This is a genomic window from Diplocloster modestus (assembly GCF_019042245.1).
GTDB lineage: Bacteria > Bacillota > Clostridia > Lachnospirales > Lachnospiraceae > Diplocloster > Diplocloster modestus.
Genome location: NZ_JAHQCX010000006.1, coordinates 103428 through 118695, shown reverse-complemented (window position 1 = coordinate 118695; position 15268 = coordinate 103428). Strand labels below are relative to the sequence as shown.

Genomic DNA, 15268 nt, shown 5'->3' with positions numbered 1-15268 from the left:
GCCTAGGGCCAGGGAGAGTCGGGATCGACGCCGTAGATCTGCACGATCTCCAGAAGGGGACTGTTGGCGATGTCTTTTGGGGTGACGATCATTCCTGAGTCGGAGTCCAGATCATATCCAAAGTGAAAATAGGCGAGCCAGACCAGATGGGAACAGTGGGTTCCGGTTACGGAACCGGGGGGCTGGTATTTGGGACTCAGAATTCCGGCGGGAAAAAAGTAGGGAATGTCATTCAGATTGTCCATCGCTGATCTGGCGATGGCTGCCCGTTCTTCTCTGGGAGTATCTTTTAGACGGAGAACCAGAAAAGAGGGGAAGGTCCGCCATTTGTCATAATCCTGGGTTTTGGAGTTGCGTCCGATCACCACGGATTCCAGTGTCGTTTCGGTTTCCGCGTCTACGACGAGGGCCGCGTGGCCGTTGCGCCAGCCTCCGATGTGGGAGTTTTTCGTGATAAGGATATCTCCGTCCTCCAGAGGGGCCAGCTTTGTATCTGGGCGCCAATAACCATCCGGACCGATGGCGTGCTCTTCCTTGGAAATCGGACTGTTCCAGGTGCATTCATATTGAACAGGGTCAAAAAAAGCCTGCTGGATCTCCAGGATTTCTTGTCTGCCTGCGGCACCTTTTGCCAGAAGGGCATCGACAGCCGGCTTTCCCAGACCGGCCTGATAATAGAGGGTCTTGTAGTCATTCCCGGTAAGGGTGGAACCGGACAAAATCCCGGTCAGGTCCGACATGGAATAATCCGGAGGAATATGAGCGCTGCGCTCTGCAATACTGCCGCTTATAAAAAATATACATACAATACACGCAAGCAGTGCCAGGCTAAGATACGCGATCCGCCTGCGGGAGCTATGCACGGAACGTTCCCGGGAAGGGGATGCGGCTTTTCGTATACCATAAGGAATGGGTATGAGTTTTGCGTATTTTCTCTCCATATTAATCACACTTTCGAGCGTTTTTATTGCGCTAAACAGTAAAAGTATTATATAATATTCAAAGACTGCCATATAAGGCCGCAAAATATACATATTGTGAGGTTTTTTTATGAGTAATGAGAAAAAAGCGGTGCTCAGGATTGCCTGTAAAGCGGCTTTTCCCCATACGATTCCGGTATTGACCGGATATATTTTTCTGGGGATGGCTTTTGGAATCCTGCTGAACAGCAAGGGGTACAGCGCCTGGTGGGCGCTGCTGATGAGCGGATTGATTTATGCCGGCTCCATGCAGTTTGTGGCAATTGAACTGCTGGCCAGTATCTTTAATCCGATCCAAACGGTCATCATGTCCCTGGTCGTCAATGCCAGGCACCTGTTCTATGGAATCTCCATGCTGGATAAATTCAAGGATATTGGAAAAAAGAAAGGGTATATGATTTTCGGTCTGACAGATGAAACCTTTTCCCTGTTATGCGGAGCGAAAACACCGGATGGTGTGGATGAGAACTGGTTTCGGTTTTTTATCACTTTACTGGATCAGGCCTATTGGGTTCTGGGGTCCGTATTGGGCGGAGTGATTGGGAGTATGTTCAAATTTAACACACAGGGCATAGATTTCGTGATGACCGCGCTGTTTATCGTGATATATCTGGATCAGTGGAAGAGCACGAAAGATCATTTCCCGGCCATCGCCGGTGTGATTGTAACGGTATTATGCCTGATTATCTTCAAAGCGGACAACTTCCTGATTCCCTCGATGATAGGGATTCTGCTTGTGTTGGCCCTATATAAGAAAGTTTATGATAGGAAGGGGGAAAATATATGACTCCCATGCAGGCTTTTATAACGGTGATGCTGATCGCAGCAGCTACATTTGCCACTCGTGTGATTCCCTTCCTGGTGTTCCCGGACGCGGACGAAGCGCCGAAATTCGTCCGTTATCTGGGAAATGTGCTGCCCTATGCGGCGATTGGAATGCTGGTGGTCTACTGCCTGAAAGGGGTAAATCCGATAGCTTCCCCTTATGGAATCCCTGAATTGATCGCGGTGGCTGCGGTGGTCGGCCTGCATCTGTGGAAGCGGAACACTCTTTTAAGCATCGGTGGCGGGACAGTACTTTATATGCTCTTAGTACAGTTTGTTTTCTGAGTTCACTTCGAAAGATATTTTTTATTGCTATGAGCACTTAGCGGCTGCTTTTTAGTCGCTTACGTGCGATACATAAAAAGGCACAGCTACTGTGGAAAAGCTCAGTAACTATGCCTTTTATACGTCATATGTACGTTCATCAGAACGGAGCGGATTTTTTTATAATCAGCATTGCAGCATATTTTCCGCATCCTTAATATAATTGTCCACATCTTCGCGGGTGATAACATCCGCAGTATTCCACCAGCTAGGCCGGCCTACGCCCAGTTTTCGGCGGGCATCCGCATAATATTCTTCCGTTTCCGGACTTTCAAAATTCAGATTAATCATACACCCAACTCCTTTTCGCGTAACTGGTAAGTAATTTCTACATACCTGTAGTATAGTACAATTACGCTAAAAAGCAAAGCGTTATTTGATAATATTAATACATATGTTACATAACATTCACCGGAGTCCCATCCATCCATTTACGGATGTTATCAAATACGATGGCTGCCCGTTTCACCAGAGCCTCTTTGGTTGCAAAAGCTACATGCGGAGTGACAAGGGCGTTTGGTGCCTGCAGGAGGGGATGGTTTCCGGGTATAGGAGGTTCCGTTTCAAATACATCGATCCCGGCCGCGGCGATTGTGCCATCCGATAGAGCGGCGGCCAAATCCCCACTGTTGACGACGGGGCCGCGGGCTGTGTTGATCAGAACCGCATCGGACTTCATTAATTTCAAATTCTCGCGGTTGATCAGGTCTCTGGTGTCCGCAGTCAAAGGCACATGTAAAGATACAATGTCACAGACGGCTAATAATTGTTCCAGGGAGACATTCGTTACTCCGTCGATCTCTTTCGGTGTCCTTGAATAAGCATATACCTGGCATCCAAATGCCTGAGCGATACGGATGACACGGCTGCCGATGGCGCCGGTACCGACTACGCCGAAATTTTTCCCTTCCAGTTCAAAACCAACCAGTCCGTCTTTTGTCTGACCTGCGCGAACGGCCCGGTCGCAGGCCGGTATATTCCGGTAAATGGAAATGAGAAGCCCAAATACCAGATCAGCCACCGCGCAATTCGAATAACCGGCGCAATTGCAGATCATGATACCTTGTCTGTTACAGGCCTCCACATCAATATGGTCAATTCCGGTAAAGGCAACGGACAGGAGTCTTAATTTTTGGCATCCCTCAATCACTTCCCGATTCAGTGGAAGGTTCGACACTATCAGAACCTCCGCATCCCTTCCCCGCTCGATCAGACCGGCCGTATCCGTAATTCTTGTATCATAATAAATAATTTCAGCCTGATCGCCCAAAGCCTCCTGCGCCATATGCAACAACAAATCCTGATCCACTCCCAATGGTTCTGCAATAACAATCTTCATAATCTGTGTCCTTTCTACTACAATATATTTATGGTTAATATCCCTTACAGCCAGTAATGGACGTAAGGGGACATGTCCATTTGATTATCTGTTTTTTACCATTTCAATTGGCTGCATGTATATTGATACATCCTGAAGCTGGCACTTTTTATTTTATCACTGAAGTTAGTAAATGGATAGACCAGTCTGTATATTTTCTAGGGTGGTATTCAGGGACAATTGATTTATACGGAAGTTGCGGGGATTTTTAAATAATTTTACTGGGTAGGGACATAGAGGGCAAATGCGGAAGGAACCAAGTATAGAAGGAGGCTTTACAGAAGGGATAATAGTGAAAAGACAATACAAAACGAGAAAGGTGGAATGAAGAAAACACAAAAGAACAAATGTTTGAAAGAAAAGTGCTGGATGTGCTATAATAGTGAAACATAATAGAGCATATAATCCTATTATTAAAAGGGGAGTGTAATTTGATATTCACGTTCCCCACGGTCCTAAATGCGTAATACACACACGAATGGAGAACGGTTGAGCAATAAAGTAGTTCCTCCTTTCCGTGTGTGCGGAAATGAGCACTTAAGGGACACTTGAACAAAAAAAGTCACCCATAGCTGAATGAGCGGAAGATATTCAGAATTGGAGGAAATTATGAAATTTATCCATATAGCAGATGTGCATCTCGGTGCGGAACCGGATAGCGGACATCCCTGGGCAGCGCGCAGAGGCAGAGAGATCTGGGACAGTTTCCGGTCGGTGATCCGTCGGGCCAGGGTAGAGCAGACCGATCTGTTGCTGATCGCCGGAGACCTGTTCCACCGCCAGCCGTTGAAGCGGGAGTTAAAAGAAGTGGATTCCCTGATGGCAGGTCTGGCCAGAACAAAAGTAGTTATGATTGCCGGAAATCATGACTACATCCGAAACGATTCTTATTATCGAAATTTTGAGTGGAGTCCGAACGTGACCTTTCTCAGGCATGAAGAAATGGAAAGCGTTTACTTTCCGGAGCTGCACACGGAAGTTTATGGATTCAGCTATCACAGCCAGGAGATCCGGGAAAACCGTTATGATGAAATCAAACCACAAAAAACGGATCGAATCAATATTCTTCTGGCACATGGCGGGGATGACAATCATATACCGATCCGCAAGGATCTTCCTTCGGTCAGCGGATTTGATTATATAGCGCTGGGGCATATCCACAAGCCAGGGATGCTGGCATCAGGCCGGATGGCTTATGCCGGGGCGCTGGAGCCGATCGATATGAATGATACCGGGCCGCATGGTTATATTTCAGGAGAGATTACAAACGGACAGCCGCAGATAACCTTCGTCCGCGCAGCGAGCCGGGAATATATACATAAGGAATGCCGGATAACTCCGGAGGATACCTTTGAAACCGTACGCGCCGGAATCGAACATTATATAGATGAAAACAGCAGAAATAATATTTATAAAATCATAATCCGGGGACAAAGGGATCCGGACATCTTCCTGGATCCGGAAGAGCTTCAGTCGCTGGGGAATATTATCCGGGTAGAAGATGAGACAGAGCCCAATCTGGACTATGAGAAGCTTGAGCGGGAACATGGAGATGACCTGGTGGGCCGCTATATCCGGCGATTCCGGAAACTGCCGGATTCCCAGGTGAACAGGGATGCGCTCTATTACGGTATACAGGCACTGTTATGCGGACAGAGGTAGAGGATATTATGGTCATACAGGAACTGGAATTAAAAAATTTTGGAAAATTTCATGACAGACAGATACAGCTGTCCGAGGGCTTGAATCTGATCTATGGGGAAAATGAGGCGGGTAAAACGACGGTCCACACTTTTATCCGCGGAATGCTGTTTGGTATGGAGAAGCAGCGGGGAAGAGCTAGTGCAGCGGACACTTATCGAATCTATGAGCCGTGGGAAAATCCCGTTTATTATGCGGGCAGGATGCGGTTCGTCTGTGGGGGCAAGGTGTTCCGGCTGACACGCAGTTTTGCCAGAATTGGTAAAAAAACAGAGCTTGTCTGTGAAACCGATGGAGAAGAGCTGTCGGTGGAGCAGGGGGACCTGCAGATGCTGCTGGATGGAGTGACGGAAAGTATCTACCGCAATACCCTGTATATCGGACAGCAAAGAGCGGGCACGGAGGAATCCCTGGCCCAGGCGTTGGGAAATTATATGGCCAGCTATGAGGAGACCGGCGATACCGCACTGGATGTCTCTGGGGCGGCAAAATGTCTGAAAGAAAACAGAAAAGAACTGAACGCACGAAAAAAGACACTTCAGCTGGAATGGGAAAAACAGAGGCAGAGCCTGGAACTGAAAGGGGAACTTCTGGAAGAAGAAATTCGGCAGAAGGAAGAGAAACAAAAACAACTGTCTGAAGAAATCGAGCGGGCCGCAGCAGCCATTGACACGAATCACGTTTGCGCTCCTGCCGAAGAGACCACTTCCGACGCAGAACATCAAATAAGCAGGATAGTTCCAATCCTGATCCTGGGCGGGCTGCTGGGAGTCCTATTTTTCCCCTGGATGATTGCCAGAATCGGATCAGCCCTGATAATCGCGGGGGCCATTACACTGCGGTTGACAGCCAGGAGTAAAAATATAAATGATCCGAATAAAGCGGAAACGGTAGATGAGTCCCTCCGATGGAAGAAAAAAGAGTGGTCCTGCCAGCAGCTTTCGGAAGAGATCCACGAACTGGAACTGAAGAGGGAAGCCTTTGTCCTGGAACAGGCAGAAGAAAACCAGACACTAGCCCAGATCAGGCGCCTGGATGACCAGCTGGCTGCGGTCGATCTGGCCGAGACCACGATCCGTCAAATCGCGGAAGAGATCCATGCGGGAATGGGCAGTAAACTGGAACGCACGGTTTCCATGATTTTCTCCCAGATGACCGGCCATAAATACAACCGTATCCACCTGGACGAAAAACTAAAGCTGAGAATCCATACATCTGAACAGGTACTGACACCGGAACAGGTCAGCCGCGGCACCATGGAACAGCTGTATTTCGCGCTGCGGATGGCGGTAGGCGGGCTGTTCTGCAAAGATTCCCCGATGCCGGTCCTGCTGGATGACGCGTTTGCCTATTATGACCAAACAAGACTGGAGCAGACACTGCGATGGCTCTCCACCTGTCCGAATCAGGTACTTTTATTTACCTGCCATACGAGAGAACAGGAGATTCTGGATAGATGGGGAATTCCCTACCATAAGGTTCTGCTGACGGACAGTTAGGTTTCTATTCACAGATATCTAATGGAAATTTGGTCTGCCAGGGGCCGGAGAAGGCCGGAGCCTAACCGCTTCCGGCCTTTCTCCGGCCCCTTAAAATCCAATATCTATTTATTTCTATATCTCGCCAGTAGTTTCTGTATCCTGTCATTCGGATTCAACAGTCCGCTGATCGAGGAATCATGATTCAGCGTATCAATAATCAGAGCAATATACTTGCTCATATCGCAGCTGATATAGTAAGGTCTGGACAGCAGTTCCGGCGGCTGATAGACGACATTGGTAGTCAGAACCCGGTCGAAGACACCCTGTTCATAGGCTTTGTCGAATTTTGCCATGCCGTTGGTAAACAGGCCGAAGGTAGAGCACATAAAGATTCTTCTGGCTTTTCTGGCCTTTAATTCCGCGGCTACCTCCAGCATACTTTCTCCGGAGGAGATCATATCGTCGATGATGATCATGTCCTTTCCTTCCACATCCGCGCCCAGGAATTCGTGGGCTACGATAGGGTTCCGGCCGTCCACCACCTTTGTATAATCACGTCGCTTATAGAACATACCCATATCCAGGCCGAGTACGTTGGCCATATAAACAGCGCGGCTCATTCCGCCTTCGTCCGGGCTGATCACCATCATGTGGGAAGCGTCGATATTCAGGTCCGGTTCATTGCGAAGCAGAGCTTTGATGAACTGGTATACGGGCTGGACCGTATCAAAGCCGTGAAGCGGGATGGCGTTCTGCACCCTGGGGTCATGGGCATCAAAGGTAATGATGTTATCTACACCCATGGAAACCAGTTCCTGCAGGCCCAGCGCGCAGTCCAGGGACTCCCGGCCGGTACGGCGGTGCTGCCGGCTTTCGTACAAGAACGGCATGATTACGGTGATTCTTCTGGCTTTCCCGCCTACCGCGGAGATCACCCGCTTCAGGTCCTGATAGTGGTCATCCGGGGACATCCGGTTCTGGTGTCCGCACAGGGAATAGGAAAGGCTGTAGTTGCATACGTCAACCATAATGTACAAGTCATAACCGCGGACGGATTCCATAAGGGCTCCCTTGGCCTCACCGGTTCCAAAACGAGGTACTCTGGCACCTACGATATAGCTGTCCTTTTCATAATTGCGGAAATAGATCGTTTCCTTGTGTTCGTGTTCTCTTTCACGGCGCCACTTGACCAGGTAGTCGTTGATTTTCTCCCCCAGAGCCTTACAACTGTCCAGAGGGATAATACCAAGGGTTCCTACCGGAACGGTCTCGAAAATTTGATCGTCGCTTGTCATTACAGATTTCCTCCTAATTTCTTTTTTATTCTTATATCTTCACCAACCAGCTTCAGCATGGTGTAGTTGCTAGTAATTCTGGAAAATGTCCGCTCACTGTAAGTATGGACGAAAATTTCCAATGGCAGATTCGTCGATATGATGACGGATTTCTTCCTGGCAATGCGCTCCTGGACACATAAAAACAACTGGGAGGAGGTAAAGGAATTGGTAAGCTCCGTACCCAGATCGTCGATGATCAGAAGATCGCAGTCAAAGATGTACTGATACATATTCTCTTCCGAACTATTATTGCCGGAAAAGGTATTTTTAGCAAAGATGTCAAATAATTGAAATGCGGTCAGATAGATGACGGAATGTGCGGTATCGATCAGTTCTTTTGCGATACAGTTAGACAAAAAAGTCTTCCCGACTCCGGTATCGCCGTAGAAGAAAAGATTGCGATGTTTTGTATCAAATGTTTTTACAAAATCCAGGCATTCCATGGCGGCGCTTTTTGCGGTCTCCAGAGCCGTTCTGCCGGTAGCCGGATCTTTCATCCGGTTATCATAGAATTCATAGGTAAAATGGGAAAAATTTTCTGACTGCAATATTTCTTTCAGATTGGATTGAGTATAAAGCATATCAATGACTGCCTGTTTAAAGCAATGACACTTGGCATTACCGATATAACCAGTGTCCTGACAGTCGGGGCAGTCATAGGAAGGCTCCATATAATCGGCAGGAAATCCAGCTTGGGTCATGAGAGCCAGCCGCTTTTTTGACAATGCGGCTATTTTGACTTTCAGGGTATCCAGCGCATTCGGGTCTCCAGAGAGCATCTTACGCGCCTGCTCCACACTTAAGTTTGATATGGACGCATCCAGTTCTTTTACCTGGGGAAGCGTCTCGTACACCTCTTTGATGCGGGCATCCTGCAGGTGACGGTTGTGCAGCTGTTTTCGGTTGTATTCCCGGATAATGGTATCGTACTGTGAATTTGTCAGTGCCAAAACGGCGCCTCCTTTGTTGGAATTCTATCTGGTATGTAATAGCTGTTTTTCCAACTGCTCATAGTCATAACTGCGCTGGTGAAAGTTGTTGAACTTGTTTGTTTCCGGCGTTGTTTTCGCCCGGGTGGTCTTACGGGTATCCTTTGTTTTCTCGTGTTCCTCATCAAGAGTACGGAGATCGGACAGATGACGGATGTTGTTGGATTTCCATTTCTTCAGAATGGAGTCCGCGTATTCAAAACTGGGCTGATGGATCGAACTGATCGTCCGGTTGCAGGCTTCCAGAATAATATCCAGAGAAAAGGCATACTCTTCCAGCCACTTGCGGATATAGACAGCTTCCGGCTCAGCAGGGGCACGCCCCTTGATACCGAAGGCTTTCATCACGGTATAATAGTTCCGGTTATATGCCGCGGAAGCTTCCTTGGCCTGCTGAATCGTGGAAATATGCGCATCCGACCACGCCAGCGCTACGGTTTTCATATAACGGAAACTTTTACTTCCCTTGGAAATACAGTACTCGATCAGATACTCGATCAATTCCGCGGAAAAATGCAGTTCATCCTGGAAAAACAGGATATATGTCACTTCGGAAGGGCTTAAGGGTTTGCCCAGATATTGTTCCGCAATAAAAATCAACTGGCGGATCTCTTCTTTCTGAAGGAAGGCTTCCAGCTGTCCGGTTGAATAGGAAGGCAGTTCCGTGTTTTCCTGTCTGGGCGCATCCTGCCGTGGTGCTGCCTGCGCGGCCATAACAGGTGCCTGCCCTTTGGATTCAGCAGACGTCGTGACGCTCACCTGTTCCCTGGCAAGCTCTACTTCTTGCAGATCCTTGGTGATACAGATACTTTTGAGGGACTTGTCCTCCCCGTATTCCAATTGTAGTAAATTCAGCTTTTCCCAGTATTTCAACGCACGTTTGACATCTTTTTCCGTATGATTGAACTTGTCCGCAATGGAGGAAATCGATACTTCCGGAGTCTTCGCGGCAGAGGTGGAAAGACAACGCAGCAGGTAAAGGTATACCTTCACAAACTCACCGTTTGCTTCCGGCATATATTTGTCGATAAAATGGTTGGAGACCATCGTGGAGTCGGGATTGTTCTTGGAGTATAGATGGATACTTCCCATGTAGTTCACCTGCGCCTTTCATGAAATATGCAACGCAGATCGTAAGCTGCGTTACATTCTTACAATTGCATTATAGCATAATCGCTTGCAATCATGCCGCCCAAAAAGGCAGTCACGCGATCCGCACATTGGAAGCGCTGCGGCACGGCTATAATGTCTGACGCCATTATAGCATAGGTTTCAAATCTTGCAAACAGCAATTTTCTTAAGTTCAATGGGGTTAAAGTTAAGGCAATTTAATGTGGATAATGTGGATAATGTGGATAAATAAGCACGTAAATTGTTTGACAATTCTGTACAACCGCTGTCAGTGAGCAGTAAGACGACTTTTGTCGAATTTCATAATTTGTTTATGTTAACAGAGTAATCCACAAAAAAATCCACACATCTATCGGGGTCTTTCTGTTGATAAATGTGTGGATAATGTGGATAACTATTGTCCAAGCAGATGTTCCCCAATGCGGAACACGTCTCCGGCGCCCATAGTTATCAACAAATCTCCGTGCATACAATTTTCTAATAAAAAATTTTCAATTTCATCAAAGGATGGGAAATACTGGGCATTGACATTCAGCATTCTTAACTCTGATAATAAATCTGAGGAGCTTACACCAATCGTGTTTTTTTCTCTGGCTGCGTAGATATCAGCCAGCACCACATAATCAGCTGCGGACAGGGCCTGGGCGAATTCCTTTAAGAAGGCCTGGGTTCTGGTATAAGTGTGGGGCTGGAACACACACCAGATACGATTATGCGGATAATTTCCGGCAGCCGACAAAGTGGCGGCGATCTCCGTGGGATGATGGGCATAGTCATCCAGAATGGTAACCCCGGCGACTTCTCCTTTATACTCGAAACGGCGGTCCGTGCCGGAGAAGGACAATAGCCCCTGCTGCACGATATTAGGCGGTATCTGAAGGCTTTCGGCCAGCGCTATGGCGGCCAGCGCGTTGGAAATATTGTGGATGCCGGGAACCATCAGCTGTATGCGGCTTTTGAAAACGCCGTCTTTATACAGGTCAAAGGAACCGTGTGCCAATTCATCAAAAGCGGCATTGCGATAGGAATAAGTACAATCAGAAGAGGAACCATAAGTAATGACCTGACAGGCAAGCCCATCTGTGATCTCCCTGAAGCGTTCGATCTCCCCATTGATGATCAGGGTACCGTCGTTCGGAAGCCGTCTGGCAAATTCCCGGAAAGAGCTGCGGATATCTTCCAGATCTTTAAAGAAATCCAGATGATCTGCTTCTATATTTAATATTAGGCTGATAGTAGGATAGAAATGCAGAAAACTGTTGGTATATTCACAGGCCTCCGTAATAAAAGTGTCCGAGTTCCCTACCCGGATATTTCCGCCGATGGATCTTAAGATCCCCCCGACAGAGATGGTTGGGTCCTTTTCTGCTGCCAGCAGAATCTGGCTGATCATGGATGTGGTGGTAGTCTTGCCGTGTGTACCGGATACCGCGATGGCTGTGCGGTAATTCCGCATCATCTGCCCCAGCAGTTCGGCCCGGCTCAACATGGGAAGCTGAAGCTCTAACGCCCGGTTATATTCCGGATTGTCGGAATGGATCGCCGCGGTATAAACAACCAGATCCGGAATGTCATCCAGATTGGAGGCTCTCTGTCCGTAATAGATCCTGGCGCCCAGGGAATCCAGTTTTTCTGTAAGTTCGGATTTCTTTGCGTCGGACCCTGAGATGGGAAAGCCTTCTTTTAATAATATCTCAGCCAGACCGCTCATGCTGATACCGCCGATTCCAATGAAATGTACATGGATCGGACTTTCAAAATTAATTTTATACATAATTACACTTCCTATTAAATATAATGTATTGTTTAAAACCAAATCTATACACTTTATTCCCCGCGGGATCCACACTCCACGCCGGGGAAGGCGCCTTGGCGCCGGGATGATGATGGATTTTGCCGTAAACAAATATCTATGGCCATTATATCTCATAAGTATATAAAAATACAAACAATTTTAAAAAAGAGAGGACAAGCTGTAATAATGTATACCCAAAGGGCCATCCCAACAATACATGCCCTGCGGGCGGGCAGTTGACACTGCACGATAATGTATACCCAAAGGGCATCCCATTAATACATGCCCTACGGGCGGGCGTGCAGTTGACACTGCACGATAATGTATAAAAATATGACAAAATTTTACAAAATTTGTGCAAAATGATGTCAAAAAAATTATGGAGTCATTTATTATATGCAAAAATATCGGCTGTTGTGTTAAAAAGCAATGAAAATAATATATGTTTTTTGTAAATTTTGTTCACGGTTTAATGATTTTATGATATAATGTATAAAATAAATTACAGCGAGGAGTGATTGCATGATAAAAAAAGAAATGATTGCGATGCTGCTGGCCGGAGGACAGGGGAGCCGTCTGGGAGTTCTAACTCAGAAAGTGGCCAAGCCGGCGGTAGCTTTCGGAGGAAAATATAGAATTATTGATTTTCCACTAAGCAACTGTATCAATTCCGGAATTGATACGGTTGGTGTCCTGACTCAGTATCAGCCGCTGCGTTTGAATACGCACATCGGTATCGGAATTCCCTGGGATCTAGACCGAAATATCGGTGGAGTGACCGTCCTGCCTCCTTATGAAAAGAGTACAAGCAGTGAATGGTATACTGGGACAGCCAACGCGATTTATCAGAATCTGGATTACATGGAAACCTATAATCCGGAGTATGTACTGATTCTTTCCGGTGATCACATTTACAAGATGGACTACGAGGTGATGCTGGACTTCCACAAAGAAAACAATGCGGATATAACGATCGCAGCTATGCCGGTTCCGATGGAAGAAGCCAGCCGTTTCGGCATCGTTATCACCGATGAGAACAGCAAGATCCAGGAATTTGAGGAAAAGCCGGAGAAACCCAGAAGTAATCTGGCCAGCATGGGTATCTACATATTCAGCTGGAAGATTTTGAAAAATGCGCTGCTGGCCATGTCCGACCAGCCGAGCTGTGATTTTGGAAAGCATATCATTCCTTACTGCCATGAGAACGGCAACCGTCTGTTTGCCTATGAGTATAACGGTTACTGGAAGGATGTCGGGACACTGGGCTCCTATTGGGAAGCCAACATGGAACTGATCGACATTATTCCGGAATTTAACCTTTACGAAGAATTCTGGAAGATTTACACAAAGAGTGATGTGATCCCTCCGCAGTATGTGTCGTCAGATGCCAGAATCGAGCGCAGCATTATCGGCAACGGCGCGGATATCTATGGAGAGGTGATTAATTCTGTTATAAGTCCGGGTGTTATCATTGGAAAGGGAAGCGTGGTCAGGGATTCTATTATCATGAAGAATACCAGGATCGGTGAAAATGTTATGATTGACAAAGCGATCATTGCCGAAAATGTGGAAATCGATCATGATGTTCAGCTGGGGATCGGTGAGGATGTGCCGAACAAGACGGAGCCCAAGATCTACTCTTTCGGTCTTGTGACCATTGGAGAGAATACTTATATTCCTTCCGGAGTGAAGGTTGGAAAGAATACCGCGATCGCAGGAATCACCAAACCGGACGACTATCCGGATGGTGTGCTGGAAAGCGGCGAGACGTTGACGAAGGCAGGTGATATGTGATGAGGGCGATAGGAATCATTTTAGCAGGTGGAAATAATAACCGGATGAGAGAACTGTCCAAAAAACGGGCGATCGCAGCCATGCCTGTGGCCGGAAGCTTCCGAAGCATTGATTTTGCGCTGAGCAACATGTCCAATTCCCATATCCAGAAAGTGGCTGTGCTGACCCAGTATAACGCCAAATCTTTGAACGAGCATTTAAGTTCTTCCAAATGGTGGGATTTCGGAAGAAAGCAGGGAGGCTTGTTTGTATTTACCCCTACCATCACGGCGGACAACAGCTGGTGGTATCGTGGAACCGCGGACGCTATCTATCAGAATCTGGATTTCCTGAAGAAGAGCCATGAACCCTATGTGGTAATCGCTTCCGGAGACGGTATCTATAAACTGGACTACAATGAGGTGCTGGAATACCATATAGCAAAGAAAGCCGATATCACAGTGGTATGCAAAGAAGTGCCCAGTTACGAGGACACCACCCGGTTTGGCGTAGTGAAGATGAATGAAGATTACCGGATCGAAGAGTTTGAGGAGAAACCCATGGTTTCCCAGTCAAATACCATCTCCACCGGTGTCTATGTGATACGCAGGCGCCAGCTGATCGAACTGATCGAGAAATGTGCCCAGGAAGACCGTCATGACTTTGTCAAAGACATTCTGATCCGGTATAAGAATCTGAAGCGGATCTACGGATTCAAGATCAAAGAATACTGGAGCAATATATCCACAGTGGAGGCCTATTATAAGACCAACATGGATTTCCTGAAACCGGAAGTCAGAGATTATTTCTTCCATCAGTATCCGGACATTTATTCCAGGGTGGAGGATCTGCCGCCCGCCAAATACAACGCAGGAGCCAACGTACGAAACAGCCTGGTGTCCAGCGGGTCGATCATCAACGGGACAGTGGAGAATTCAGTTCTGTTTAAGAAAGTATTTGTCGGCAACAACTGTGTGGTAAAGAACTCGATCATACTGAACGATGTCTATCTTGGAGATAACACCCACATTGAAAACTGCATTGTAGAGAGCCGGGATACCATCCGTGCCAATTCCTATTATTGCGGAGAAGACGGGGTCAAGGTAGTTGTCGAAAAGAATGAAAGATATGTAATTTGATAAGGAGTATAAATTAGCTAACTTAAACACAAAAGAGAAGACGTAGGAAAGGGGCAAACGTACATGGAAATTACGGATGTAAGGGTAAGAAAAGTAGCGAAAGAAGGTAAAATGAAGGCAGTTGTATCAATCACGATCGATGAGGAATTTGTAGTACACGACATCAAAGTAATCGAAGGTGATAAAGGGCTGTTTATCGCGATGCCAAGCAGAAAGTCCGCGGACGGCGAGTACCGGGACATCGCCCATCCGATCAATTCCCAGACAAGAGAGCGGATCCAGCAGATGATTCTCGAAAAATATGAGGATGCGCTGTTGAACGCACCCGAGGAGGTTTCAGAGCTGTAGCGGGGAGCCGTAAGCTCTGGTGATGTGAAGAGCCACTAAAAAAGAACATTCCCGAAGGCGTCAGGAG

Annotated in this window: 14 protein-coding genes; 7 read left to right on the top strand and 7 right to left on the bottom strand. The window is 47.2% G+C overall.

Features of this window, described 5'->3' with window-relative positions:
* Positions 1-2: 2 nt before the first annotated feature.
* The gene (locus KTH90_RS10875) at positions 3-941 is read right to left on the bottom strand and encodes a hypothetical protein (RefSeq protein ID WP_238726790.1); all 939 of its coding nucleotides are present in this window, start codon (positions 939-941) and stop codon (positions 3-5) included.
* A 109-nt stretch (positions 942-1050) separates the two neighbouring features.
* Between KTH90_RS10875 and KTH90_RS10870 the strand changes: the two genes are divergently transcribed.
* Both KTH90_RS10870 and KTH90_RS10865 read left to right on the top strand, forming a co-directional pair.
* Positions 1051-1767 (top strand): AzlC family ABC transporter permease, encoded by a 717-nt coding sequence (locus KTH90_RS10870; protein WP_158352428.1) that lies wholly within the window; start codon positions 1051-1053, stop codon positions 1765-1767.
* Positions 1764-2090, top strand: coding sequence for a branched-chain amino acid transporter permease (locus tag KTH90_RS10865; RefSeq protein ID WP_158352427.1), 327 nt, complete (start codon positions 1764-1766; stop codon positions 2088-2090). Before KTH90_RS10870 ends, KTH90_RS10865 begins: the two co-directional genes overlap by 4 nt.
* 165 nt (positions 2091-2255) lie before the next feature.
* Here the strand turns inward: KTH90_RS10865 and KTH90_RS10860 are convergent, their stop codons facing one another.
* Both KTH90_RS10860 and KTH90_RS10855 read right to left on the bottom strand, forming a co-directional pair.
* Positions 2256-2420, bottom strand: coding sequence for a hypothetical protein (locus tag KTH90_RS10860; RefSeq protein ID WP_238721966.1), 165 nt, complete (start codon positions 2418-2420; stop codon positions 2256-2258).
* 106 nt (positions 2421-2526) lie between these two features.
* Complete coding sequence (locus KTH90_RS10855; protein WP_238726789.1) at positions 2527-3468, bottom strand: 2-hydroxyacid dehydrogenase; 942 nt, start codon at positions 3466-3468, stop codon at positions 2527-2529.
* A gap of 648 nt (positions 3469-4116) precedes the next feature.
* Here KTH90_RS10855 and KTH90_RS10850 point away from each other — a divergent pair.
* Positions 4117-5169 carry a metallophosphoesterase family protein gene (locus tag KTH90_RS10850; RefSeq protein ID WP_158352425.1) on the top strand — a complete coding sequence of 351 codons (1053 nt, stop codon included), beginning with the start codon at positions 4117-4119 and terminating at the stop codon, positions 5167-5169.
* The gene (locus KTH90_RS10845; protein WP_158352424.1) at positions 5154-6707 is read left to right on the top strand and encodes an ATP-binding protein; all 1554 of its coding nucleotides are present in this window, start codon (positions 5154-5156) and stop codon (positions 6705-6707) included. The genes KTH90_RS10850 and KTH90_RS10845 overlap by 16 nt, the downstream gene beginning before the upstream one ends.
* 104 nt (positions 6708-6811) lie before the next feature.
* On the opposite strand, the gene KTH90_RS10840 is transcribed toward KTH90_RS10845, so the two are convergent.
* The 4 genes from KTH90_RS10840 to murC all read right to left on the bottom strand — a co-directional run bounded on the left by KTH90_RS10840 (position 6812) and on the right by murC (position 11920).
* Entirely contained in the window at positions 6812-7984 is a 1173-nt protein-coding gene (locus KTH90_RS10840; RefSeq protein WP_158352423.1) for a ribose-phosphate pyrophosphokinase, read from the bottom strand.
* Positions 7984-8976, bottom strand: a complete 993-nt coding sequence (locus KTH90_RS10835) for an ATP-binding protein (protein ID WP_238726788.1) — start codon at positions 8974-8976, stop codon at positions 7984-7986. Before KTH90_RS10835 ends, KTH90_RS10840 begins: the two co-directional genes overlap by 1 nt.
* A 24-nt stretch (positions 8977-9000) precedes the next feature.
* Positions 9001-10107 carry a DnaD domain protein gene (locus KTH90_RS10830; RefSeq protein ID WP_238726787.1) on the bottom strand — a complete coding sequence of 369 codons (1107 nt, stop codon included), beginning with the start codon at positions 10105-10107 and terminating at the stop codon, positions 9001-9003.
* A gap of 433 nt (positions 10108-10540) precedes the next feature.
* A complete protein-coding gene (murC, locus tag KTH90_RS10825; protein WP_238726786.1) occupies positions 10541-11920 on the bottom strand; it encodes a UDP-N-acetylmuramate--L-alanine ligase in 1380 nt (459 codons plus the stop codon).
* A gap of 543 nt (positions 11921-12463) precedes the next feature.
* Between murC and KTH90_RS10820 the strand changes: the two genes are divergently transcribed.
* From KTH90_RS10820 to spoVG, 3 genes are all read left to right on the top strand, one after another.
* Entirely contained in the window at positions 12464-13735 is a 1272-nt protein-coding gene (locus KTH90_RS10820; protein ID WP_158352419.1) for a glucose-1-phosphate adenylyltransferase, read from the top strand.
* A complete protein-coding gene (gene glgD, locus KTH90_RS10815; protein ID WP_158346096.1) occupies positions 13735-14853 on the top strand; it encodes a glucose-1-phosphate adenylyltransferase subunit GlgD in 1119 nt (372 codons plus the stop codon). Before KTH90_RS10820 ends, glgD begins: the two co-directional genes overlap by 1 nt.
* Before the next feature lie 63 nt (positions 14854-14916).
* Positions 14917-15201 (top strand): septation regulator SpoVG, encoded by a 285-nt coding sequence (spoVG, locus tag KTH90_RS10810; protein WP_158352418.1) that lies wholly within the window; start codon positions 14917-14919, stop codon positions 15199-15201.
* Positions 15202-15268 lie beyond the last annotated feature (67 nt).